Consider the following 22,297-nt stretch of genomic DNA (forward strand, 5'->3'; position numbering starts at 1 on the left):
ACCCCCACATCATGTGGGGGAAGACAGGGATGGTGTCTATGGCAAGGAAAACAGGGTTTACTGGTTACTACGGGTACTGCTATTGCTACTGAAAAACGTCGTTTCTGAGCTTCGCTGCATCCGTGCAACCTCACGCAGCTGGTCCATTCGCTGCTGATGTCTGGTGTTCAAAACCGCTTGCTGCTCGGGCGTTAGCAGGTGGAACATCTGGTTGCGGACCTTCGCCATTTCGACCTGGCGGGCAACCTGTTCCTGTGCCATTTTTTCGGCCTGAGCGCGTACAGCGCTTTCGTCAAAATTTTCTGCGGTGACAAGGCGATGCATTGTCTCCATTTCGCTAACATTAACAGGGGGCTGGTCGTGTCTCGCCCTCTGCATCAGATCTCGCATCTGTTGACGCTGATGTTCGGTTAAACTTATGCCGTCAAACATATGGCTTTGGCTGCTGTTCTGCGTTGCGCCCTCTTGTAAGGGACTGTTATCGCTGGTGATAGCTTCAGCAGCCTGGCTAAACGCACTGAACGCCAGCGTTGAGGCCATGACGGCAGCGGTAACTTTGCGCATCACTTGCTCCCAAAATCTTTCGTGTCGCGATTCAACGAGAGACAGTCTACGATTCAGGCTGCAAACATGCGTCAGGGGGTGTAAAACAACGTAAAGTCATGGATTAGACAGCCTTGATGTCGTAATTTCTGCCTCGGAGGTATTTAAACAATGAATAAAATCCTGTTAGTTGATGATGACCGAGAGCTCACATCCCTTTTAAAGGAGTTGCTCGACATGGAAGGTTTCAACGTCCTGGTTGCCCATGATGGCGAGCAGGCGCTGAGTCTCCTTGACGACAGCATCGATTTACTTTTGCTCGACGTGATGATGCCGAAGAAAAACGGTATTGATACGTTGAAAGAGCTTCGCCAGACACACCAGACTCCCGTTATCATGCTGACCGCACGCGGCAGCGAACTCGATCGCGTACTCGGCCTTGAGCTGGGCGCGGATGACTATTTACCGAAGCCGTTTAACGACCGCGAACTGGTCGCCCGTATTCGCGCGATCCTGCGTCGTTCCCACTGGAGCGAGCAGCAGCAGAATACCGACAACAGCTCACCTACCCTTGAAGTCGACTCCCTGAGCCTGAACCCGGGCCGTCAGGAAGCGAGCTTTGATGGCCAGACGCTGGAACTGACCGGCACGGAGTTCACCCTGCTGTACCTGCTGGCACAGCACCTCGGCCAGGTGGTTTCGCGTGAGCATTTAAGTCAGGAAGTGCTGGGCAAGCGTCTGACCCCGTTTGACCGCGCCATCGACATGCACATCTCTAACCTGCGCCGTAAGCTGCCGGAGCGTAAAGACGGTCACCCATGGTTTAAAACCCTGCGTGGTCGCGGTTATCTGATGGTTTCCGCTTCATGATAGGAAGCTTAACCGCCCGCATCTTCGCCATCTTCTGGCTGACGCTGGCACTGGTTTTAATGCTCGTACTGATGTTGCCAAAACTCGACTCACGCCAGATGACGGAGCTTCTCGACAGCGAGCAACGTCAGGGCGTGATGATCGAGCAACACGTGGAAGCCGAGCTGGCAAACGACCCGCCGAACGATTTAATGTGGTGGCGCAGATTATTTCGCGCTATCGACAAGTGGGCGCCGCCCGGACAACGCCTGCTGCTGGTGACCAGCGAAGGCCGCGTCATTGGGGCCGATCGCAATGAAATGCAGATTATCCGCAACTTCATTGGCCAGGCGGATAACGCCGATCATCCCCAGAAGAAGAAATATGGCCGCGTAGAAATGGTAGGGCCTTTCTCCGTCAGAGACGGAGAGGATAATTATCAGCTCTACCTGATCCGTCCGGCGAGCAACTCCCAGTCTGATTTTATCAACCTGCTGTTTGACCGCCCTCTCCTGCTGCTGATTGTCACCATGCTGGTCAGCTCGCCGCTGCTGTTATGGCTGGCGTGGAGCCTGGCAAAACCAGCGCGTAAGCTGAAAAATGCCGCCGATGAAGTGGCGCAGGGTAACCTGCGACAACACCCTGAACTGGAAGCCGGACCGCAGGAGTTCCTTGCCGCCGGGACCAGTTTTAACCAGATGGTGAGCGCTCTCGATCGCATGATGACCGCACAGCAACGTCTGCTGTCGGATATCTCGCACGAACTGCGTACCCCGCTTACGCGCCTGCAGCTTGGCACCGCGCTGCTGCGCCGCCGCAGCGGTGAGAGCAAAGAGCTGGAGCGTATTGAAACAGAAGCTCACCGCCTGGACAGCATGATCAACGACCTGCTGGTCATGTCGCGTAATCAGCAGAAAAACGCGCTGGTCAGCGAAACGGTGAAAGCCAATCACCTGTGGCACGAGGTGCTGGACAACGCGGCGTTCGAAGCGGAACAGATGGGTAAATCCTTCACCGTCAACTTCCCACCGGGTCCATGGCCGCTGTACGGTAACCCCAACACGCTGGAAAGCGCGCTGGAGAATATCGTGCGTAACGCCCTGCGCTACTCGCACACGAAGATTGAGGTGGCGTTCTCGGTGGATAAAGACGGGATCACCGTCATTGTCGACGACGACGGTCCTGGCGTCAGCCCGGAAGACCGCGAGCAGATTTTCCGTCCGTTCTATCGTACCGATGAGGCGCGCGACCGGGAATCGGGGGGTACGGGGCTGGGCCTGGCGATTGTGGAAACCGCCATGCAGCAGCACCGTGGCTGGGTGAAAGCCGATGACAGTCCGCTGGGTGGATTGCGATTGACCCTCTGGCTGCCGCTGTACAAACGTTCATGACGCCCTGTCCCCGGCGTTTGCCGGGGACAGCTGACCTTATACCTCCGCGGTGACTGCCGCGCGGTTCTGCTTTTTGATCCGTTTCACCAGCAGCGTTGAGCAGACGAATCCCATCAGGCTGAACGCGATCATCACGCTAAAAACATAGTTGTAGCCTGCGATACCGGTGTGGGTATCCAGTAGCCAGCCATAAAGCGTGTAAGCAAACATGGCGGGCATGTAACCGATGATGCAGCCAAACGCCATTGCCGAGCCGGCATACTCACGCGGAGTGCCTATCTCATCCATCGGCGCGAAGAAAATGGCGCGCTGCGAGAAAATAATCGCCCCAAAACCTAAGGTTGCCGCCATCCCGATATAGACGTTCATCGATTGGTGGGGTAGCTGCATAAAGACAATCATCGCCGCGGCGGCAATCAGGAAGGTCCACTTCAGGTAGACAGTAGGCGATTTTGCCACTTTATCCGCCAGGAAACCGCCCACCGGTCCCCCCACCATTTTCAGGGCATACTGGTTGATAATGCCGTAGGCTCCCACCAGCGCAACCGGAAGCATATAGATATCTTTGAGGAAAGGGATAAAATATGTCAGCCCGCAGTAGGCAGCGTACACGAAGAAAATGCCAAACGCGGCCAGCCAAACGTTGGCGCAGGAGAGGATATGTTTGATCCCCTTGAGCACCTCCATGTTGGCACTCCCCTTTTCGCTGCCTTTGACCTTGTCGTCATCGACAATGAAGTAGGTGATCACCCCTGCGACCAGGGTAATCAGCGTGTAGTATAACAGCCCCGCCTGCATGCCCGCTTTGCCTTCCCCGAAGTGCACAAAGACGAACAGTGCCCCGGAGGCAACAACCACGTCCACCACGCCGCGGCCAGCCTCAAGAAAGCCAAACATACGCCCCTGTTCCTCCTGCGTTCCCAGCAGACGCACCGCTTTCAGCAATACTGGCCAGTAAACTACGTCAGCGAAAAAGGCCATCGCCGCAAAACAGAGCAGATACCCGGTAAATGACGGCAGCGTGGATAAGTAGAGGCCGCACAATCCCACGCCGATTAAACCAAACGGCAGCAGTATTTTTTTAGAGTAACGGTCGGCAATATACAGAGAGAGGAACAGGCCCGTTGTCTGGACAATAGTATATACCGTAAAGCTTAAACCAATTTGGGTATTGGTTAATCCCCAGTCATTTTGCATAGGTACATAAAAGACATCTTTCATACTGGAAAGTTTGAATATCGTCCCGCCGCCTAAAATCAAAAAGCAGAGTCGTGCCCATTTATTCATGAACATAATTAACACCCTTAGCGTAGGTTGAGAAAACGTTCTCAATCAGGAAATGAATGCAATAATCCTCAGCCAGCTCAAAATGAAATGGCCTTCATGTTGACGTTCTTTTTTAACGATCTAAATACTAGTCAGGTTGTTATAAATTTTTGACACACGTTACGTATATACTGAATTTGAGAAAGGGCGTGATGTTTTTCCTCCGCAAGACGGGCATCTACCATCGTGCTGTCGGGCAATGGGGTATAGCTCGCATTTCGCCACGGTATCCAGGGGTTATTCCCTTCATCGTCGAAACGGAACGCAGGAGCATAATATTCTACCTCTTCTTCTAAGCCAAAAGAGGTGACCTGGGGTTGCTCATCACCTAAAAGTAGTAATCTTTTTAGCATCTCCTCCACAGGTAGATCACCGTATCCGGTACGACAGGCTTCATGTCCCCAACCTTTCCCCTCGTTAATAATCCGCGCATCTTTAATATGCACCTGGGTAATTAAGGGGGCCATAACCTCTAATGCCGCCAGCGGCTCTTCGTTGGCATTAATCATATTGCCAAAGTCGAACAGAATTGAGAGGTTTTTCATCCCGCTGTTTTTCACCAGCGTCACCAGTTCATGGCCCTGTAAATCTTCATGTTGTTCAATAGTAAAACTCAGGCCGCAATCGTCATAACGAGATAAATACGCAATATCACTGGCAATTTTATCGAGCACGTCTTTCAGATACCCTTCATAACGCGGGTAGAAGCGCACCGAGGTCGCTCCCGTCGCCAGGGCGATACGGATCGCATCATCCAGCGTCGCTTTATCCGAAGCGCTGGTTTCAATATGAATATCCAGATGGTAGCTTTGCGCTTTTTCTTTAAACGTGCGTAACTGTTGGTCATTTAATTTTTGCAGGGATTGCGTTTCACCGTCTTCGACATGAATTTTTACCCCCTTTAATTTCTGCTGATACGCTATATCTAACAAATCACCCGGCAATACGCGTTCATAGCGCATATTTAAATGAAACGCGTAGGCGTGCAGATAGAGAGGTATATTTCTCGCACGTTCCGCCAGCCGCACTTTATCAATATTTTTCATTTTTATTCTCATTCATCATGAATAACGAGTTCCACTGATTCAAGGCGCCAGTATTCAAAATCGACCTGCACCACTTTTTTATCCCGTGTCGCTCGGTGTTTTTCCACCAAAATTCCGTAAGTATTCGGTGCCACACCCAGTTCTTTGCAGGCCAGCTCCGGCATATTGACCGGTTTGAAGATCATCTCTTTAATGGTTAAGGTATGACCGAATTCATCTTCCCAGACGCTGGCAAACGACTGGTTCTCCAGTTTATGGATATATCCCGGCGCGGTTTCTGCATCAATATATGACTCGTGGTAAAAAACCTTATGTTCATCGAGCCCACACCATCCTGTTACCCGATAGCAATTCTCAGACGCGGGAAACACCCTCTCAACCTGATGCGGTACGCTCTCCATGCTCTCACGGGATAAATAGCCCCAGGAGGGATTTCGCCCCTGGGCACGGGCTTCCGCATTAAAACTGGAGAGGGATTTTGGGTTATAGATAAAGCGCTTAGCAGAAATAAACCAGCCGCTGCGGTTCTTTCTAAATATCCGTGCACCCACCTCCAGCTCAATCAGCACCTGCCGTAAGGTCATGCGTTTGGCATCCAGCAGTTCGCACAACTCGCGCTCAGACGGTAGCTTCGAGCCAGCCGGTAAGTTTTGTTCACTCAGCCAGCGTTCAAAACGCTCCCTGAGCACATCCACGTAGTTTTTTTCTTTCATCCCACACCATCTGGTTTAAACCAATTTGATCATAAGATATTTGAGCCGGAAGAATTCTCAAGTGTTTTTACATGGCCAACACTTTTTTTGTGGGCCATGTATCAGGAATGAAGCAAGGAAAGGTTGAGTACGGTGTAAAAAAAGGGAGCATCCCCCGTTAGCACGGGGGAGACGAACGAAAGAGAAACCTATTTACCCCATAACCGACGGGCATTGTCTTCAATTTTGTTACTGAGCCGCCGTTTTTGCATGGTGCGCGTCCAGCTGGTCGACAACCCCGCCGCTGACAGCAGGCGGTGATACTGTTCGTCATCAAACGGCATATGCCAGGCAATGGCGCAGGCGTCATAAACAGACACATCGCTCAGGCGTGATGCCAGCTCAAGCGGTGCGTCCGCTGAAACCTGCCCAGCCAGCACCACACGGTACAGCCAGCCGGTTTTACCCGCGTTTTGCATCTGAGCCGACATGTCATGAATGCCGAAATGGTAGTTGAGCTTGAAGCACGGCGAGCGCGGCTGCGTCACCTGAATCAGGGCATCGCCCCAGCGGTAAATATCACCGATAAAGACGTTTTGCTCGGTCAGCCCTTCGGTCGAGAGGTTCTCACCGAACGCGGGCGCGACAAACAGATCCGCCTGTTCGGGGAATTCGGCTTTCCAGTGCTGATAGTGCTCGCGCGGGTAGTGGCACAGCGCGCGCTCGGGCCCGCCGTGGATTTTCTTTTCGGCCTGCTCGTCACCCGCCAGCCCGAGGTCGGTAAGCGTCAGCTCACCGTCAACCTGAATTTTAGCGATGGCGCTCGGGCGACTGCCGTCGTACTCCCTTACCTTGCCTGTAAATACGTTCACCGGGTAATGCATTGCTGCCTCCATTACGCAGATACAAAAAAAGCGAGTCATAAGACTCGCTTCTCACAGGCGTCAACGCAACCTTATTTTTTAGCGGCGAAACGTGCTGCAGCTTCGTCCCAGTTCACCACGTCCCAGAAGGCTTTGATGTAGTCCGGGCGACGGTTCTGGAATTTCAGGTAGTAAGCGTGTTCCCACACGTCCAGACCCAGGATTGGGAAGCCGGATGCGCCAGAGATTGCTTCACCCATCAGCGGGGAGTCCTGGTTCGCAGTAGAAACCACCGCCAGTTTGTCACCTTTCAGAACCAGCCACGCCCAGCCAGAGCCGAAACGAGTAGCCGCGGCTTTTTCGAACTCCGCTTTGAAGTTGTCCACGGAACCGAAGTCGCGCTCGATAGCCGCTTTCAGGTCGCCCTGCAGGGTGGTACCGGTTTTCAGGCCTTTCCAGAACAGGCTGTGGTTAGCGTGGCCGCCAGCGTTGTTACGCAGAACGGTTTTCTTGTCCGCTGGCAGCTGGTCCAGCTTGGTGATCAGCTCTTCAACAGGCAGGTTAGCGAACTCTGGCAGGCTTTCCAGCGCGGCGTTCGCGTTGTTCACATAGGTCTGGTGGTGTTTAGTGTGATGGATTTCCATCGTCTGCTTGTCGAAATGCGGTTCCAGTGCGTCGTAGGCATACGGCAGGGATGGCAGTGTATAACTCATAATCCTCTCCATTATTGTCGGGCGGCACAGCTGTTAATGCCGCGTAAGCAGTTGGTTCATTATAGTTAATTAAATGATATTGAAAATGATTATCAATGCCGTAGTTTTTATAAGGTTATTCGCATTCTGACAAAAGCCAAAATGGGTAATTCACTCAGGAGGTTAACGGAAGATGCTGTCGCAAAGACGACAGCATTGTCGGGTTAGTTTTGTTCCGCCACCAGCAGCGCGTAAGTGTCTGGCTCCAGGGCTTTAAAGATGTGCGGCTGGTCGGCGGGATAACAAATGTAATCCCCTGCGCCGAGCTCTTCCGCCGCGTCAAGCAGGCCAACCAGCGCCCGTCCCTGCGTGACAATGATATGCTCAACCGAGCCCGGCGGATGCGGCTGTGAAATACGGTCTGCACCCGGCTGGGTCATCAGAAGATAAACATCGCGGCGCGCGCCGGGCGGGCATGCGGCCAGTAAAATAGCCTCGTAATTAGCCTGTCCGGCGACCACTTTCGTCCCTTCACCGCGGCGGATCACCTGTGTGGTCGGCAACTGCGGCTCAAGCAGGCGGGCGAAAGGAATATCCAGCGCCACGCAAAGCGACCACAGCGTTTCCAGGCTAGGGTTACCGTTGCCGGACTCCAGCTGGGAAAGGGTGGATTTTGCGATCCCGGCACGGCGGGCAATTTCCGCCAGTGAAAGCCCGGTTCGCAGGCGTTCTCGCACCAGACTTTTGGCGATCAGGCTGATCGGCTGCGTCATATAACGGCCTCTTGTTCTATAAAACGAACGAATCGTTCGTCTTGAAAATCAGTTTCGTTGCGTTCATTATAATGGATACACGTTCGATATGGCTAAAATTGTATGAAGCATCATCTCTCTTGCCTGCAAGGCGATACCATAAAAGCAATTATCCTGGTCTGCCTCGCGGTGGGCGTGGTCGGGATGTCCTACGGCTCCCTGGCGATGGCCTACGGTTTCCCGGTCTGGGTACCGTTTGTACTCTCCATCACCGTACTCGCGGGCGCGTCAGAGTTTATGTTTATCGGCATTGTGGCAAGCGGCGGTAACCCACTGGCAGCCGCAGCCGCGGGGTTGCTGGTCAACGCGCGGCACGTGCCGTTTGGCGTGACGGTTCGTGAACTGGTAGGCAAGCGCGGTCTGAGCCTGTTGGGTTGCCACATTATGAACGACGAAAGCGTGGTGTTTGGCCTGTCGCAAAAAACCGCCGAGCAGCGGAAGGCCGCCTACTGGCTGTGCGGCTTAGGCGTCGCCATTGTCTGGCCGCTCGGCGCGCTGCTGGGTGCCATGGTTGGCAAACTGTTACCTGACCCGGAGACCATCGGCCTGGACGCGGTATTTCCGGCCATATTGCTGGCGCTGGTGGTTCCCGCATTTAAAAACCGTACCACGCTAATCCGCGCCTGCAGCGGGGCCGCGCTTTCACTGGCTGCAGTACCGTTTGCCCCGGTAGGATTACCGGTGCTGCTCTCTTTACTGGGTCTTGCTGCGAGGAAAAAATAATGGGAAATATGACGTTTTTTATTCTCGGCATCGCCATTTTGTCTGCGGGAACGTATCTGATGCGTCTTGGCGGGGCGAAACTGGGCAGCAGGCTGGCACTGTCAGAACGCTCTCAGGCGCTGCTTTCGGACGCGGCAACAGTGCTGCTGTTTTCCGTGGCGCTGGCGACCACGTTTTATGAAGGCGAACATTTCGCAGGAATGGCGCGCGTGCTGGGCGTGGCGTTTGCGGTGTTTTTGGCCTGGCGGAAAATGCCGTTAATTGTGGTGATCGCGGCGGCGGCAGTGGTAACCGCGCTGCTGCGCGTGGCTGGCATAAACTAAAAAAGCGCCCCGGGGGCGCTCTTTCGACGGTGTGACAGCTTATTTCGTCAGTTCAGCGGTCATGTGTACGCGGTTACCTGAGAACGCCTGGGTAATTTTGTAAGATGACGCGCCGGCTTCCTGAGCCTGAGCCGCGATTTTCGCTTCTGCGCCGTCAATGGTTGACGCGGTTGCGGTCACGGTCTGAGCAGCGAAAGAACCGAAAGAAGTAGCCAGAGCGATTACAGCGACAAAAGTTTTGATGCTTTTCATAATATAAACCCTTTCATTAAGTTGTTTAGGTAAGGCACCGTGCCTTGATGAGATAAATACTAGACCTCATCATGAACAACTAAAAGCGGAAGGATTTGCTATTATTATTCAAAATTATTGATTAAGTTTTAATCGCTGTGGATGGGTATAAATGGTTGCCCTTCCCGGCTTGCAGAAGCCCACCAGCGTCAGGTTACAGCGCTCCGCTACCTCCACCGCCAGCGTGGTCGCCGCCGACACCGCGAACAAAATTTCCACACCGCACATGGCGGACTTTTGCACCATCTCGTAGCTGGCCCGGCTGGAAACGAGCGCCGCGCCCTGCTGCCAGACGTCACTTTCACGCGCCCGGCGCCCCAGCAGCTTATCCAGCGCCACATGGCGGCCAACGTCCTCATGCCCACCGGCAATCTCTCCCGACGGCAACACCCATGCCGCCGCGTGCGTACAGCCGCTCAGCTGGCCGATGGGCTGAACATCGTTCAGGTGCTTAAGGGCAGGGTCGAGGTGAGCCAGATTAAAGGTCTGAGTAAACGGCAATGGCGCAACGGGTTTACCAATATCATTGAGTTGCTCAACGCCACAGACGCCGCAGCCGGTACGCCCGGCCAGCGCGCGGCGGCGCTCTTTCAGCCCCATAAAGCGGCGGCTGGAGAGTTCGATTTGCACTTCGAGACCGTTGCAGGCCTGCACCACGTCCATGCCGTAGATGTCTTGCGGATGCTCGATGATGCCTTCCGAGAGGGAAAAACCGATGGCGAACAGCTCAAGATCTTTTGGCGAAGCCATCATCACCACATGCGAGATACCGTTGTAAACGAGCGCAACGGGCACCTCTTCCGCCAGAAAATCCGGCGTGGCATGGGTGATGTGGGGCGGTCTGTGTACCGACAGTTCCACAATGCCCGCAGGCAGTGGTGACGAGTGGGGAGCACGGTTTTGTTTAGACACAGCGGTATTCCTGAAAAACCACGGAGGTGAGCCTGCTATTGCAGCATAATCCACAGGCGTTACGCATAGTATGGATCAACTTTTCGACAACCATTCTCCTACTCATTTAGCAGGGGTGCAACCTGCCACCGGCTACACCGCTTTAACATGCAGAGCTGTTAATGTGATCGATATCACACTTTATAATCAACATGGTGATAATACGTTCACTTTGTATTAACGCCATTAGAACAGCGGTACCGACAATGTGGTATTCTGATGATATCCCTCGTGGAATTGAGGGATTAACGCAAATTTTTCTCCTTTGCGGTCAATTCTCAACCGCGAAGTTAAAACTACATATGTAAGCAATGTCGAAACAAGGAGTGACCCATGCAGGTCAGCAGAAGGCAGTTCTTTAAGATCTGCGCTGGCGGTATGGCAGGCACCACGGCAGCGGCACTGGGCTTTGCGCCCGGCGTAGCGCTGGCGGAAACGCGGCAGTATAAACTGCTGCGCACCCGTGAAACCCGTAATACCTGTACGTACTGCTCTGTCGGTTGCGGGCTGTTAATGTATAGCCTCGGCGACGGTGCTAAAAACGCCAAAGCGTCTATTTTCCATATCGAAGGCGACCCGGATCATCCGGTCAACCGCGGCGCATTGTGCCCGAAAGGGGCCGGTCTGGTGGACTTTATCCACTCCGAAAGCCGCCTCAAATTCCCTGAATATCGTGCGCCTGGCTCCGACAAATGGCAGCAAATCAGCTGGGAAGAGGCGTTTGATCGCATCGCAAAACACATTAAAGAAGACCGCGATGCCAACTTTGTTGAGAAGAACGCCGACGGCGTTACGGTCAACCGCTGGCTCTCCACCGGGATGCTGTGTGCCTCTGCTTCCAGCAACGAAACCGGTTATTTAACCCAGAAATTTACGCGCGCACTCGGTATGCTCGCGGTCGACAACCAGGCGCGTGTCTGACACGGACCAACGGTAGCAAGTCTTGCTCCAACATTTGGTCGCGGTGCGATGACCAACCACTGGGTCGACATCAAGAACGCCAACCTCATTGTGGTGATGGGCGGTAACGCCGCTGAAGCGCACCCTGTCGGGTTCCGCTGGGCGATGGAAGCCAAAATCCACAACGGTGCGAAACTGATTGTGATCGATCCCCGCTTTACGCGTACTGCGTCAGTGGCGGATTTCTACACCCCTATTCGTTCAGGTACTGACATCACTTTCCTGTCAGGCGTACTGCTGTACCTGATGACCAACGAAAAATACAACCGCGAATACACCGAAGCCTATACCAACGCCAGCCTGATCGTGCGTGAGGATTACCACTTCGAAGATGGTCTGTTCAGCGGTTACGACGCCGAAAAACGCAAATACGATAAAACCAGCTGGAACTACGAGCTGGATGAGAAAGGCTTTGCGAAGCGCGACACCACCCTGCAACACCCGCGCTGCGTGTGGAACCTGCTGAAAGAGCACGTATCCCGCTACACGCCGGAGGTTGTCGAAAACATCTGTGGTACGCCGAAGGCGGACTTCCTGAAGGTGTGCGAGCTGATCGCCGAAACCAGCGCGAAAGATAAAACCGCGTCGTTCCTGTACGCCCTCGGCTGGACGCAACACTCCATCGGCGCGCAGAACATCCGTACCATGGCGATGGTTCAGCTGCTGCTCGGCAACATGGGGATGGCAGGCGGCGGCGTGAACGCCCTGCGCGGTCACTCCAACATTCAGGGTCTGACCGACCTCGGCCTGCTGTCTCAAAGCCTGCCGGGCTACATGAACCTGCCAAGCGAGAAACAGACCGATCTGCAAACCTACCTGACGGCCAGCACGCCCAAACCGCTGCTCGAAGGCCAGGTGAACTACTGGGGCAACTATCCGAAGTTCTTCGTCTCGATGATGAAAGCGTTCTTCGGCGATAAAGCGACGGCGGAAAACAGCTGGGGCTTTGACTGGCTGCCGAAGTGGGACAAAGGCTACGACGTTCTGCAGTATTTCGAGATGATGCACCAGGGCAAAGTGAACGGCTATCTGTGCCAGGGCTTTAACCCGGTGGCCTCGTTCCCGAACAAGAACAAGGTTGTTGAGTCTCTGTCGAAGCTGAAGTTCCTGGTGACGATTGACCCGCTCAATACCGAGACCTCAACCTTCTGGCAGAACCACGGTGAATCGAACGACGTCGATCCGTCGAAGATTCAGACCGAAGTGTTCCGTCTGCCGTCTACCTGCTTCGCGGAAGAGAACGGGTCTATCGTTAACTCCGGGCGCTGGCTGCAGTGGCACTGGAAAGGCGCGGACGCCCCGGGTATCGCCATGAACGACGGCGAGATCCTGGCCGGTATCTTCTTGCGCCTGCGTAAGATGTACGCGGCAGAAGGCGGCGCGAACCCGGAACCGGTCCTGAACATGACCTGGAACTACTCGACGCCGGAAAACCCTGCGCCAGAAGAAGTGGCGATGGAGAGCAACGGTAAGGCGCTGGCGGACGTTATCGACCCGGCCACCGGCACCGTGCTGGCGAAGAAAGGCGATCAGCTTAGTACCTTCGCCCACCTGCGCGATGACGGTACCACGTCAAGCGGCTGCTGGATCTTTGCCGGTAGCTGGACGCCGAAGGGCAACCAGATGGCCAACCGCGATAACGCCGATCCGTCGGGCCTCGGCAATACGCTGGGCTGGGCATGGGCGTGGCCGCTCAACCGCCGCATCCTCTATAACCGCGCATCCGCTGACCCGCAGGGTAACCCGTGGGATCCGAAGCGTCAGCTTCTGAAGTGGGACGGCGCGAAATGGGGCGGCGTGGATATTCCGGACTACAGCACTGCCGCACCGGGCAGCGACGTTGGGCCGTTTATCATGCAGCCTGAAGGGATGGGACGTCTGTTTGCTATCGATAAGATGGCGGAAGGTCCGTTCCCGGAACACTACGAGCCGTTTGAGACGCCGCTGGGCACCAACCCGCTGCACCCGAACGTGGTCTCTAACCCGGCAGCCCGTATCTTTAAGGGCGATTTCGAAGCGCTGGGTAAAAAAGACAAGTTCCCGTACGTGGGCACCACCTACCGTCTGACCGAGCACTTCCACTACTGGACCAAGCACGCGCTGCTTAACGCCATCGCGCAGCCGGAACAGTTTGTGGAGATCGGCGAGAAGCTGGCGAACAAGCTCGGGATTGCGCATGGCGATACCGTGAAGGTCTCCTCTAACCGCGGCTACATTAAAGCCAAGGCGGTGGTGACCAAGCGTATTCGCACGCTGAACGTTCACGGTCAGCAGGTGGATACCATCGGTATTCCGATTCACTGGGGCTATGAGGGCGTGGCGAAGAAAGGGTTCATTGCGAACACCCTGACGCCGTTCGTCGGCGATGCGAACACGCAGACGCCGGAGTTTAAGGCCTTCCTCGTGAACGTGGAAAAGGTGTAACGGAGACGACTTATGGCTTATCAATCTCAAGACATTATCCGTCGTTCCGCGACTAATGGTTTCACGCCCGCGCCTCAGGCGCGGGACCACCAGCAGGAAGTGGCGAAGCTCATCGACGTGACCACCTGTATCGGCTGTAAAGCCTGTCAGGTGGCGTGCTCTGAGTGGAACGATCTGCGTGACGAAGTGGGTCACAACGTCGGGGTGTACGACAACCCGGCGGACCTGACCGCCAAGTCCTGGACGGTGATGCGTTTCTCGGAAGTGGAGCAGAACGACAAACTGGAATGGCTTATCCGCAAAGACGGCTGTATGCACTGTGCGGATCCGGGCTGCCTGAAGGCATGTCCGTCAGAAGGGGCTATCATTCAGTATGCCAACGGCATCGTCGACTTCCAGTCCGAACAGTGCATCGGCTGCGGCTACTGCATCGCGGGCTGTCCGTTCGACGTACCGCGCCTGAACCCGGAAGACAACCGCGTCTACAAATGCACCCTGTGCGTGGACCGCGTCACCGTCGGCCAGGAGCCTGCATGCGTGAAGACCTGCCCAACCGGCGCTATCCACTTTGGCTCCAAAGAGGATATGAAAACGCTGGCGGCAGAGCGCGTGGGCGAGCTGAAAACCCGTGGTTACGACAACGCGGGCCTGTACGATCCGGCCGGGGTTGGCGGTACGCACGTGATGTACGTGCTGCACCACGCCGACAAGCCGAACCTGTATCACGGCCTGCCGGAGAACCCGGAAATCAGCGCAACCGTGAAGTTCTGGAAAGGCATCTGGAAACCGCTGGCAGCGGTGGGCTTTGCTGCCACCTTCGCAGCGAGCATCTTCCACTACGTCGGCGTTGGTCCGAACCGCGCGGAAGAGGAAGACGACAACCTGCATGAAGAGAAAGACGAGGTGCGCAAATGAGAAAACGTGACACCATCGTGCGCTACACCGCGCCGGAACGCATCAACCACTGGGTCACCGCCTTCTGCTTCATGCTGGCGGCGATAAGCGGGCTGGGGTTCTTCTTCCCGTCCTTCAACTGGCTGATGCAGATCATGGGGACACCACAGCTGGCGCGCATCCTGCACCCGTTTGTGGGCGTCATCATGTTTGCGTCGTTCATCATCATGTTTTTCCGTTACTGGCACCATAACCTAATCAATCGGGATGATATCTTTTGGGCGAAGAATATTCGTAAGATCGTCGTCAACGAGGAAGTGGGTGATACCGGGCGTTATAACTTCGGCCAGAAATGCGTATTCTGGGCGGCGATTATCTTCCTGGTCCTGTTGCTGGTGAGCGGCGTGATCATCTGGCGTCCGTACTTTGCGCCTGCTTTCTCAATCCCGGTGATCCGATTCGCGCTGATGCTGCATTCATTTGCCGCAGTGGCGTTAATTGTGGTTATCATGGTGCATATCTACGCCGCCCTTTGGGTGAAAGGCACCATTACCGCGATGGTGGAAGGATGGGTAACCAGTACGTGGGCGAAGAAGCATCACCCGCGCTGGTACCGTGAAGTCCGCCAGAAACAGGAAAAGTCATCTGAATGAGTATTCGCATAATCCCGCAAGATGAGCTGGGGTCGAGCGAGAAACGCACGGCGGATTATATTCCGCCGTTGTTATTCCCCAGACTCAAGAACCTCTACAACCGCCGCGCAGAGCGTCTGCGCGAGCTGGCAGAGAACAACCCGCTGGGCGATTTTCTGCGCTTTGCCGCGCTGGTCGCCCACGCGCAGGAAGTGGTGCTGTACGACCATCCCCTGCAAATGGACCTGACCGCGCGCATCAAAGAAGCCAACGCGCAGGGCAAGCCGCCGCTGGACATTCACGTCCTGCCGCGCGACAAGCACTGGCAGAAGCTGCTGCATTCGCTGATTGCCGAGCTGAAGCCCGAGATGAGCGGTACCGCGCTGTCGGTCATTGAGAATCTGGAAAAAGCGTCCGAACAAGAGCTGGAAGAGATGGCAAGCGCGCTGTTTGCCTCTGACTTCTCGCTGGTGAGCAGCGATAAAGCGCCGTTTATCTGGGCTGCCCTGTCGCTCTACTGGGCGCAAATGGCAAGCCTGATCCCGGGCAAAGCGCGCGCAGAATACGGCGAAGCGCGCCAGTTCTGCCCGGTCTGCGGCTCCATGCCGGTATCGAGCATGGTGCAAATCGGCACCACGCAGGGGCTGCGCTACCTGCACTGCAACCTGTGTGAAACCGAGTGGCACGTGGTGCGCATCAAGTGCAGCAACTGCGAGCAGACCCGCGATCTGAACTACTGGTCGCTGGAAAATGAAGACGCGGCGGTGAAAGCCGAAAGCTGCGGCGACTGCGGCACTTACCTGAAGATTCTGTATCAGGAAAAAGACCCGAAAGTCGAAGCGGTGGCCGACGATCTTGCCTCGCTGATTCTGGACGCGAAGATGGAGCAGGAGGGCTTTGCCCGCAGCTCGATCAACCCGTTCCTGTTCCCGGGTGAAGGGGAGTAATTCCCTGTGACAGTGCCGGGCAGCGCGTGCTTGCCCGGCCTGTAATTCGACAGCAGTAGCCGCCGTCTTTCATGCCAGATACTCTCTATTCTCGTTGAGAGACGCGTTATCGCCTTTGCGAGGCGCTTTCCAGCTTGTTGCCCTCAACAATATTCTTGTTTTCTTTTGAATCAAACCAGGCTATAAACTGTTCATCCATACAGTAAAAGGGAATTTTCATGGCGCTGGAACAGGGTATTGCACAACTGGTTCAGGGATTTATCGCTGCAGGTCGACCCTCGTCACGTCGCCAGAGCATTGAGGTGCGACGAGCAGGCTATATTGCCAGCACGGGGCTTGCCGGGGAGACCGAAACGCGCGTACAGGTGGAGACGCTTGTTCTTGAGGGTCTTACCATTCGGGTATTTTCACCTCTCAATGCACCTGAAATATTGCCTGCAGCCATCTACTATCACGGTGGATGCTTTATCAGCGGCGGCTTTGATACCCATGACAACCAACTTCGGCAGTTAGCCTGCTACAGTAACTGCCGGGTGATTGCGATTCAGTACAGGCTGGCGCCGGAGCATACCTTCCCCGCCGCACATGACGATGCGGAAAGAGGTGCGGAGCTGGTATGGCAATATGCGGACAAATTAGGCGTCGACAGGAACCGGCTCACCCTTTGTGGAGACAGCGCGGGGGGACATCTTGCGCTGGTAACGTCATTGCGGCTCAACGCGAAAGGGCGATGGAAACCCGCACAGCTTATTCTTATCTACCCCATGCTCGACGCCACCGCCAGTTTTGAAAGCTATGCCCTCAATGGCACGGATTACGTTATCACCCGGGATACCCTGCTCAGCGGGTATGAAATGTATCTCGCAGAGACTGACCGTCAGCATCCCGAAGCGAGCCCGCTGTGGCGCGATGATTTTTACGGGCTTCCGCCAGTGCACATCATTACCGCAGAGTACGATCCGCTGTGCGATGAGGGAGAAATGTTATATCAGCATCTGACTGAGCAGGGTGTGAAGTGTACCGCTCAGCGCTGGCTGGGCGTCATCCATGGCTTCTTTCAGCTTGGCGGCATCAGCCAGTCAGCGCGAGACGTTATGCGGGATATCGCCGGGCGAATTCAGCACTCCCGGTAAGAGTGAACAGGAGATTACTCCTCCTCGTTCCCCCCCTCTTCATACGCGCCGAAGGGCTTCGCCGGAAGAACGATATAGGTGCCTTCAAACACCGCGCCCGGTGTTTTATCGCCAAACAGTTCAACCTGCATTTGGACGCGAGCCTTGCGGCCACGTGCCAGACGGTCCAGATCGCCGCCCAGTGACCCCAGATCGGCCACCGCGCTCGGCTTGCCGCTGATCGGTGCGCTATAGCGGATGTGAGCATCGGCCAGAATGATGGTGCCGCCCAGATGGCGCTCGCGCAGCATCAGCCAGATCAGCCCCCAGCCGGTGAGCGTGGCCAGTGAGAACAGGCTGCCGGCAAACAGCGTGTGGTGCGGGTTCTGATTGCCGGTTTCCGGCATGGTGGTAATAAATTTTTGTCCGGTGTACTGCTGAATACGCACGCCCATTTTTTCACTGAGCGGAATGTGCTGATACCAGGCCTGCTGGAGCTGTCCGCACCAGTCGGCGCGATGCAGAATATCGTCCAGCGTGGCGATGGGTTTGATCATCAAAAAATGACGAATCGGCGTGGTTTGCGGGGTCGTGATCTCCCCCTGATTCACAAAACCAAGTTTGGCAAAGAATTCTACGGCATCTTCGCGGGCGCTACAGGTGACGCGTTTAACGCCTTCCTGACGGGCGACGGACTCCAGGGTCATCGCCATTAGCGTCCCCAGACCTTTGTCCTGCACGGAGGGATGAACCGCCATAAAGCGAATAGACGCTTCGTTATCGGCGTTGATATACAAACGCCCGACGGCGACGAGGTTACCCTCTTCGTCCATCACCATCTGATGGTGGGCCATCGCGTCCCAGGCGTCGCGTTCAGAGCCTTTTGGCTGATGCAGTGGCTTGCGCAGCATTTCCCAGCGGAACTGGTAATAAGCGTCTAACTCTTCTTCCGTTTGCGGTACTCGAAGGTGATACATAGCTGTACTCTCTCTTGTTACCCGCGGCCATGCCGTAAGTATGCTCATACCTGGAGCCAGAATGTGACAGGGCCATCGTTCACCAGCGACACCTGCATATCTGCAGCGAATCGTCCGGTTTGCGTATTCATTTCCTGCTGGCGACAACGCTCAACAAAGTACTCGTAAAGTGCTTCTGCACGATCCGGCGCGGCGCCTTTAGAGAAACTCGGGCGCATGCCGCGCTCGGTATCCGCTGCCAGCGTAAACTGGGAAACCACCAGCACGCTGCCGCCCGCCTGCTGGACGTTCAGGTTCATCTTGCCTTCCGCATCGCTGAAAATACGGTAGCCCAGCACGCGCTCACATAAGCGGTTGGCTTTTTGTTCGTCGTCATCCTTTTCGACACCTAACAAAACCAAAAGTCCTGGGCCAATTTCACCCGTCACCTCTCCCTCCACGGTGACGCTGGCACGGGTTACGCGCTGTATCAATGCAATCATGGTTGGTCTGCTTCTAATTGTTTTTCAGCTTCTGCTGCTTTTTTCAGTTCGCGGTAAACACCGAGAGTGACAGTTATTTCGGCACCAAGCAAGACGATACACCAGGTCCAGTAGACCCAGACAAACAAAATGGGGATCACCGCCAGCACGCCGTAAATAAGCTGATAGGACGGAAACATGGTGATGTAGAGGGCAAACCCTTTTTTACCGAGCTCAAAAAGCAACGCCGCCACCAGCGCCCCCACAACCGCATCGCGGTTAGGCACGCGCGTGGTCGGCACGACGCTATAGAGCAGCCAGAACGAGAGCCACGACAGGATCAACGGGAAGATGCGAAGCGCATTATCAATTACGCCGTTTAACTCACTCGCCCAGCGCAAGGAGAGAAGATACGAACTGATCGCCAGGCTCGCCCCGGCCAGCAGCGGCCCCAGCGTGAGAATCATCCAGTACACGGCAAAGGAATACACCTTTGGCCGCGCTTTTTTACTCCGCCAGATCGTGTTCAGCGCGTTATCAATGGCATACATCAATAACAGCGCCGTGACGATAAGACCGCACGCCCCCACTGCCGTCATCTTGCTGGAATTGGCAACAAACTGCTCAATGTAGTTCTGGATAACATCCCCGGTTGCCGGAATGAAATTCGCGAAGACAAAATGACGAAGCTGCACGCTGACGTCCGCAAACATCGGAAAGGCGGAGAACAGGGCAAAGATGACCGCCACCAGCGGCACTAACGAGAGCAATGACACGTAGGCGAGGTTACCCGCCAGCGTGGTCATATTGTCCTCATCAATCCGGTGCCAGAGCAGTTTCAGCCAGGCCCGCAGCGGGCGAGTATGGTGCGTGGCTTTTTGATGAACGGTTTTTAGCATAGCTGCTTCGCAAAGTAGTCAGGTATCGTCTCTTTTCCGGTCACCAGAATTGACGTAATACCCAACTGGTTAGCTCCCTCTATATTATCGGCGTTGTCATCAAAAAAGACCGCATCGGCCGCGGTGAATCCCTCTGCCTGCAGAACAGCCTGATAAATTCGCGCTTCAGGCTTACGCATACCCATCTCCTGCGAAAGATAGATCTTATCTGCCGCCGCCTTAACTTCAGGGTATTCCTCAGGCCAGAACGTCGTGTGCAGACGGTTGGTATTTGATAGCACAACGACCCGATGCCCCTGCTCGCGCAGTTTGTGCATGATGTCGATCACCTCAGGCCGAATGGCGACAAATACCGCCTGCCAGCCGTGGGAAAACTGCTCGTAGCTTAACGGTAGATCCATCTCCTGACAGAAACGTTCCGCGAATTCCTCATCACTGATCTCGCCCCGCTCATGCTGATGGAAGGTCTCGCCCATCGCGAAATTTTGCTTTAACGTTGCCAGCGGCACGCGGCTAAAGTCGCTCCATGCACCCAACACGCGATTAAAATCGATATCGACGATGACGTTTCCTAAATCAAAGATATAAAGCATGTTTATCTCCTGCTCGCCGTGGAGAGGTAACTGTAGCGGGAAAGATAAAGTTTGGCTATGCACGAGATTCAGCTGAGAGGGAGCAGTATGAAGAACAAAAATTTAGCCCGGGAAAATGATATTGGCTTTCGGGCGATAGGCTGGGATGAGTTTTATTTAAGTGCGTTTTTGCGAAGATATACGTTTTAGTTCATTTTGCAAAAAATTATAGAAAAACGCTTCCATAAGCTTTTTCTCATCACCATATTCCCCCAGTTTTTTCCATGGCAATCCCATTTCTCGCGGCTTTGCGAGAAATTGCAACAAGTTTACTTTACTTAAATTTACATTTAGATACAAATACTCTATTTATCTTCTTTTTTATAATGCTAAGTTTACATTACTTTACACATGGAGCTGCACTTTCGTGAAGATTAAAAAGGGATACGTCCTCAGTGCCGTATTAATAGCAATACTCTGTGCATTCGCTATTTATTCATACAATGCCTACCGATTTAAAAAAGCCAGCAGAGATATTTTATATCAACTCTCTAGCCAACTGATTGTGAAGCAAGGGCTTGAACCAAAACTTTCAACCCACCTCGTTTTTGATACGTTATATATCGACGGAAACATATCCAAAGATGATGACAAAATCATTGTGGGGCTTATCAGGAAAAACCTTATCCCTGTCAGAACGATATCCATAAACAGTGGTGGTGGCGATGTCGAAACTGCAATAAAAATAGCACAAGTTATTCATGATAAAGAAATTAACATTGAGGTCAGGCGATTATGCCTTTCTTCCTGTGCTAACTATCTTTTCCCAGCGGCAAAAAACAAAATCATCAACTATGGTTCCATTATTGGTTTCCATGGGTCGCCTAATTCTGATGACAATAAGTTAACAACTACGGTTAACGGAGAAATCAATACAGACACAGCGATAACAGATCGCATTTTCTCAGAAATAAGAAAAACGGATAAAGCATTCTACAAAGATATAAATGTGTCATGGATGATGCCACTTTGCGGGCAAAAAGAAAATATTGGTGATCCAGACACAGGTCTGTCGACGTACAGCGAAAAGGATTTTACGCGTTTTGGCGTAAAAAACATTTCATTCACGGATGGTGAAATGGTATGGAAAAAGTCTATGGATATTATGGGTATACCTTTTGCTCACTATTGCAAGGAAAATTAATAATGCGTGAACTCAATGAAAGTGAATTAAGTAACGTCAGCGGTGCAGGAATGTGGGGTTCTATCGGTAGTGCGATTGGTGGGATGTTCGGTGGTGGTAGCGCTGGTTGTAATGGCAGCTATTCTCACACCAGCACCACTAACAAAGATGGTTCTCACTCTGAAAGCACATCCTTTAGCGGTGGTTGCTCGGTTAACGTTGGTGGTAAAAGCGGTGGTTCATCAAAAGGTAATGGTGGTTCGAAAAGTGGCGGTGGCCGCCAGGGTAATGATCACGGTAGACATTAATTCCTGAACCATTATAACTCATAGCCGCTGATATTTGGCGGCTATTTCCACCCCGCAGGAGGCCAGATATGTTTCGCAAGGAAGCTATTGAATATCAGAGTACCCGGTGGGAAGGGAAAGCCGTTCTTCTGCCGGGCATCCCTTTTGCTTTTATTATATTGCTCAGCATTTTTTTTATTGCTTCCATTTCTATTTTTATTACCAAAGGTTCCTACACCCGTCGCGTCATCGTTCACGGTGAAATAACCACTTTCCCTGGCTCGGTGAATATCTCTGCATCAATGCAGGGTACAGTCGTGCAGAGTTTTGTTAATGAAGGCGATCGCGTAAAAAAAGGTGACGCCCTCTTTCTCATTCATTCAGGTGTATCGACGCAATCAGGCCTGGTTGATGAGAATAAAAAAAGGAGATCGCGCTACAGATAAA

Annotated in this window: 25 protein-coding genes; 12 read left to right on the top strand and 13 right to left on the bottom strand. The window is 53.9% G+C overall.

Annotated features, from left to right (window positions below):
* Positions 1-57 precede the first annotated feature (57 nt).
* A complete protein-coding gene (cpxP, locus tag ACMGG5_RS05490; RefSeq protein ID WP_420277590.1) occupies positions 58-564 on the bottom strand; it encodes a cell-envelope stress modulator CpxP in 507 nt (168 codons plus the stop codon).
* Positions 565-714: 150 nt separating this feature from the next.
* On the opposite strand from cpxP, the gene cpxR reads away from it, so the two are divergent.
* Both cpxR and cpxA read left to right on the top strand, forming a co-directional pair.
* Positions 715-1,413 carry an envelope stress response regulator transcription factor CpxR gene (gene cpxR, locus ACMGG5_RS05495; RefSeq protein WP_006179159.1) on the top strand — a complete coding sequence of 233 codons (699 nt, stop codon included), beginning with the start codon at positions 715-717 and terminating at the stop codon, positions 1,411-1,413.
* Positions 1,410-2,783, top strand: a complete 1,374-nt coding sequence (gene cpxA / locus ACMGG5_RS05500) for an envelope stress sensor histidine kinase CpxA (RefSeq protein WP_023309731.1) — start codon at positions 1,410-1,412, stop codon at positions 2,781-2,783. Before cpxR ends, cpxA begins: the two co-directional genes overlap by 4 nt.
* Positions 2,784-2,819: 36 nt before the next feature.
* Here the strand turns inward: cpxA and ACMGG5_RS05505 are convergent, their stop codons facing one another.
* The 6 genes from ACMGG5_RS05505 to ACMGG5_RS05530 all read right to left on the bottom strand — a co-directional run bounded on the left by ACMGG5_RS05505 (position 2,820) and on the right by ACMGG5_RS05530 (position 8,175).
* Entirely contained in the window at positions 2,820-4,070 is a 1,251-nt protein-coding gene (locus ACMGG5_RS05505; protein WP_152680688.1) for an MFS transporter, read from the bottom strand.
* 131 nt (positions 4,071-4,201) lie between these two features.
* A complete protein-coding gene (locus ACMGG5_RS05510) occupies positions 4,202-5,155 on the bottom strand; it encodes a sugar phosphate isomerase/epimerase family protein (RefSeq protein ID WP_208763356.1) in 954 nt (317 codons plus the stop codon).
* A gap of 8 nt (positions 5,156-5,163) precedes the next feature.
* A complete protein-coding gene (locus tag ACMGG5_RS05515; RefSeq protein WP_048989393.1) occupies positions 5,164-5,868 on the bottom strand; it encodes a UTRA domain-containing protein in 705 nt (234 codons plus the stop codon).
* A gap of 188 nt (positions 5,869-6,056) precedes the next feature.
* Positions 6,057-6,731 carry a 6-hydroxyaminopurine reductase gene (gene yiiM / locus ACMGG5_RS05520; RefSeq protein ID WP_024909204.1) on the bottom strand — a complete coding sequence of 225 codons (675 nt, stop codon included), beginning with the start codon at positions 6,729-6,731 and terminating at the stop codon, positions 6,057-6,059.
* Positions 6,732-6,802: 71 nt separating this feature from the next.
* Positions 6,803-7,423 (bottom strand): superoxide dismutase [Mn], encoded by a 621-nt coding sequence (gene sodA, locus ACMGG5_RS05525; RefSeq protein ID WP_003861999.1) that lies wholly within the window; start codon positions 7,421-7,423, stop codon positions 6,803-6,805.
* A 203-nt stretch (positions 7,424-7,626) separates the two neighbouring features.
* Positions 7,627-8,175 carry a helix-turn-helix domain-containing protein gene (locus ACMGG5_RS05530; protein ID WP_023309744.1) on the bottom strand — a complete coding sequence of 183 codons (549 nt, stop codon included), beginning with the start codon at positions 8,173-8,175 and terminating at the stop codon, positions 7,627-7,629.
* Positions 8,176-8,277: 102 nt separating this feature from the next.
* Here ACMGG5_RS05530 and ACMGG5_RS05535 point away from each other — a divergent pair, with 102 nt between their 5' ends.
* Positions 8,278-8,937, top strand: a complete 660-nt coding sequence (locus ACMGG5_RS05535; RefSeq protein ID WP_420277591.1) for an AzlC family ABC transporter permease — start codon at positions 8,278-8,280, stop codon at positions 8,935-8,937.
* The gene (locus ACMGG5_RS05540) at positions 8,937-9,260 is read left to right on the top strand and encodes an AzlD domain-containing protein (protein WP_420277592.1); all 324 of its coding nucleotides are present in this window, start codon (positions 8,937-8,939) and stop codon (positions 9,258-9,260) included. Before ACMGG5_RS05535 ends, ACMGG5_RS05540 begins: the two co-directional genes overlap by 1 nt.
* 39 nt (positions 9,261-9,299) lie before the next feature.
* On the opposite strand, the gene ACMGG5_RS05545 is transcribed toward ACMGG5_RS05540, so the two are convergent.
* Entirely contained in the window at positions 9,300-9,512 is a 213-nt protein-coding gene (locus tag ACMGG5_RS05545) for a DUF1471 domain-containing protein (RefSeq protein ID WP_023309747.1), read from the bottom strand.
* 114 nt (positions 9,513-9,626) lie between these two features.
* Positions 9,627-10,463: a formate dehydrogenase accessory sulfurtransferase FdhD gene (gene fdhD, locus ACMGG5_RS05550; RefSeq protein ID WP_420277593.1), complete on the bottom strand. Its 837-nt coding sequence runs from the start codon at positions 10,461-10,463 to the stop codon at positions 9,627-9,629.
* A gap of 372 nt (positions 10,464-10,835) precedes the next feature.
* Between fdhD and fdnG the strand changes: the two genes are divergently transcribed.
* The 5 genes from fdnG (at position 10,836) to ACMGG5_RS05575 (ending at position 17,492) form a co-directional block, all read left to right on the top strand.
* Positions 10,836-13,886: a formate dehydrogenase-N subunit alpha gene (gene fdnG, locus ACMGG5_RS05555; protein WP_152540069.1), complete on the top strand. Its 3,051-nt coding sequence runs from the start codon at positions 10,836-10,838 to the stop codon at positions 13,884-13,886.
* Between the two features lie 12 nt (positions 13,887-13,898).
* Positions 13,899-14,801 (top strand): formate dehydrogenase subunit beta, encoded by a 903-nt coding sequence (gene fdxH / locus ACMGG5_RS05560; RefSeq protein WP_008501831.1) that lies wholly within the window; start codon positions 13,899-13,901, stop codon positions 14,799-14,801.
* Positions 14,798-15,433: a formate dehydrogenase cytochrome b556 subunit gene (gene fdoI / locus ACMGG5_RS05565; RefSeq protein ID WP_008501832.1), complete on the top strand. Its 636-nt coding sequence runs from the start codon at positions 14,798-14,800 to the stop codon at positions 15,431-15,433. The genes fdxH and fdoI overlap by 4 nt, the downstream gene beginning before the upstream one ends.
* The gene (fdhE, locus tag ACMGG5_RS05570; RefSeq protein ID WP_148769955.1) at positions 15,430-16,359 is read left to right on the top strand and encodes a formate dehydrogenase accessory protein FdhE; all 930 of its coding nucleotides are present in this window, start codon (positions 15,430-15,432) and stop codon (positions 16,357-16,359) included. Before fdoI ends, fdhE begins: the two co-directional genes overlap by 4 nt.
* Before the next feature lie 218 nt (positions 16,360-16,577).
* The gene (locus ACMGG5_RS05575) at positions 16,578-17,492 is read left to right on the top strand and encodes an alpha/beta hydrolase (RefSeq protein WP_420277594.1); all 915 of its coding nucleotides are present in this window, start codon (positions 16,578-16,580) and stop codon (positions 17,490-17,492) included.
* Between the two features lie 14 nt (positions 17,493-17,506).
* Here ACMGG5_RS05575 and fabY read toward each other — a convergent pair whose 3' ends face one another.
* From fabY to yihX, 4 genes are read right to left on the bottom strand one after another with little or no spacing between them, the layout of a single operon-like run.
* Positions 17,507-18,448: a fatty acid biosynthesis protein FabY gene (fabY, locus tag ACMGG5_RS05580; RefSeq protein ID WP_023309755.1), complete on the bottom strand. Its 942-nt coding sequence runs from the start codon at positions 18,446-18,448 to the stop codon at positions 17,507-17,509.
* Between the two features lie 44 nt (positions 18,449-18,492).
* Positions 18,493-18,930, bottom strand: coding sequence for a D-aminoacyl-tRNA deacylase (gene dtd / locus ACMGG5_RS05585; RefSeq protein WP_008501836.1), 438 nt, complete (start codon positions 18,928-18,930; stop codon positions 18,493-18,495).
* A complete protein-coding gene (locus ACMGG5_RS05590) occupies positions 18,927-19,808 on the bottom strand; it encodes a virulence factor BrkB family protein (RefSeq protein WP_370884596.1) in 882 nt (293 codons plus the stop codon). Before ACMGG5_RS05590 ends, dtd begins: the two co-directional genes overlap by 4 nt.
* The gene (yihX, locus tag ACMGG5_RS05595; RefSeq protein WP_045909089.1) at positions 19,802-20,401 is read right to left on the bottom strand and encodes a glucose-1-phosphatase; all 600 of its coding nucleotides are present in this window, start codon (positions 20,399-20,401) and stop codon (positions 19,802-19,804) included. The genes ACMGG5_RS05590 and yihX overlap by 7 nt, the downstream gene beginning before the upstream one ends.
* A gap of 406 nt (positions 20,402-20,807) precedes the next feature.
* On the opposite strand from yihX, the gene ACMGG5_RS05600 reads away from it, so the two are divergent.
* The 3 genes from ACMGG5_RS05600 (at position 20,808) to ACMGG5_RS05610 (ending at position 22,296) form a co-directional block, all read left to right on the top strand.
* Complete coding sequence (locus tag ACMGG5_RS05600) at positions 20,808-21,584, top strand: hypothetical protein (RefSeq protein WP_048989737.1); 777 nt, start codon at positions 20,808-20,810, stop codon at positions 21,582-21,584.
* A 2-nt stretch (positions 21,585-21,586) separates the two neighbouring features.
* Positions 21,587-21,871, top strand: coding sequence for a hypothetical protein (locus tag ACMGG5_RS05605; RefSeq protein ID WP_023309759.1), 285 nt, complete (start codon positions 21,587-21,589; stop codon positions 21,869-21,871).
* Positions 21,872-21,939: 68 nt separating this feature from the next.
* Positions 21,940-22,296 carry a biotin/lipoyl-binding protein gene (locus ACMGG5_RS05610; RefSeq protein WP_420277595.1) on the top strand — a complete coding sequence of 119 codons (357 nt, stop codon included), beginning with the start codon at positions 21,940-21,942 and terminating at the stop codon, positions 22,294-22,296.
* The last annotated feature ends 1 nt before the right edge of the window (position 22,297 follow it).

This window comes from Enterobacter sp. BNK-34, from assembly GCF_048684445.1.
GTDB lineage: Bacteria > Pseudomonadota > Gammaproteobacteria > Enterobacterales > Enterobacteriaceae > Enterobacter > Enterobacter pseudoroggenkampii.

Excerpts from the sequence above, each read along its gene's own strand:
- cpxA (WP_023309731.1), top strand. The coding sequence starts at position 1,410 with ATGATAGGAAGCTTAACCGCCCGCATCTTCGCCATCTTCTGGCTGACG.
- fdhE (WP_148769955.1), top strand. The coding sequence starts at position 15,430 with ATGAGTATTCGCATAATCCCGCAAGATGAGCTGGGGTCGAGCGAGAAA.
- ACMGG5_RS05610 (WP_420277595.1), top strand. The coding sequence starts at position 21,940 with ATGTTTCGCAAGGAAGCTATTGAATATCAGAGTACCCGGTGGGAAGGG.
- fabY (WP_023309755.1), bottom strand. The coding sequence starts at position 18,448 with ATGTATCACCTTCGAGTACCGCAAACGGAAGAAGAGTTAGACGCTTAT.
- cpxP (WP_420277590.1), bottom strand. The coding sequence starts at position 564 with ATGCGCAAAGTTACCGCTGCCGTCATGGCCTCAACGCTGGCGTTCAGT.
- ACMGG5_RS05510 (WP_208763356.1), bottom strand. The coding sequence starts at position 5,155 with ATGAAAAATATTGATAAAGTGCGGCTGGCGGAACGTGCGAGAAATATA.
- ACMGG5_RS05540 (WP_420277592.1), top strand. The coding sequence starts at position 8,937 with ATGGGAAATATGACGTTTTTTATTCTCGGCATCGCCATTTTGTCTGCG.
- ACMGG5_RS05545 (WP_023309747.1), bottom strand. The coding sequence starts at position 9,512 with ATGAAAAGCATCAAAACTTTTGTCGCTGTAATCGCTCTGGCTACTTCT.
- ACMGG5_RS05535 (WP_420277591.1), top strand. The coding sequence starts at position 8,278 with ATGAAGCATCATCTCTCTTGCCTGCAAGGCGATACCATAAAAGCAATT.
- yiiM (WP_024909204.1), bottom strand. The coding sequence starts at position 6,731 with ATGCATTACCCGGTGAACGTATTTACAGGCAAGGTAAGGGAGTACGAC.
- ACMGG5_RS05515 (WP_048989393.1), bottom strand. The coding sequence starts at position 5,868 with ATGAAAGAAAAAAACTACGTGGATGTGCTCAGGGAGCGTTTTGAACGC.
- fdoI (WP_008501832.1), top strand. The coding sequence starts at position 14,798 with ATGAGAAAACGTGACACCATCGTGCGCTACACCGCGCCGGAACGCATC.
- ACMGG5_RS05605 (WP_023309759.1), top strand. The coding sequence starts at position 21,587 with ATGCGTGAACTCAATGAAAGTGAATTAAGTAACGTCAGCGGTGCAGGA.
- ACMGG5_RS05530 (WP_023309744.1), bottom strand. The coding sequence starts at position 8,175 with ATGACGCAGCCGATCAGCCTGATCGCCAAAAGTCTGGTGCGAGAACGC.
- fdxH (WP_008501831.1), top strand. The coding sequence starts at position 13,899 with ATGGCTTATCAATCTCAAGACATTATCCGTCGTTCCGCGACTAATGGT.
- sodA (WP_003861999.1), bottom strand. The coding sequence starts at position 7,423 with ATGAGTTATACACTGCCATCCCTGCCGTATGCCTACGACGCACTGGAA.
- ACMGG5_RS05505 (WP_152680688.1), bottom strand. The coding sequence starts at position 4,070 with ATGAATAAATGGGCACGACTCTGCTTTTTGATTTTAGGCGGCGGGACG.
- ACMGG5_RS05590 (WP_370884596.1), bottom strand. The coding sequence starts at position 19,808 with ATGCTAAAAACCGTTCATCAAAAAGCCACGCACCATACTCGCCCGCTG.
- ACMGG5_RS05575 (WP_420277594.1), top strand. The coding sequence starts at position 16,578 with ATGGCGCTGGAACAGGGTATTGCACAACTGGTTCAGGGATTTATCGCT.
- yihX (WP_045909089.1), bottom strand. The coding sequence starts at position 20,401 with ATGCTTTATATCTTTGATTTAGGAAACGTCATCGTCGATATCGATTTT.
- dtd (WP_008501836.1), bottom strand. The coding sequence starts at position 18,930 with ATGATTGCATTGATACAGCGCGTAACCCGTGCCAGCGTCACCGTGGAG.
- cpxR (WP_006179159.1), top strand. The coding sequence starts at position 715 with ATGAATAAAATCCTGTTAGTTGATGATGACCGAGAGCTCACATCCCTT.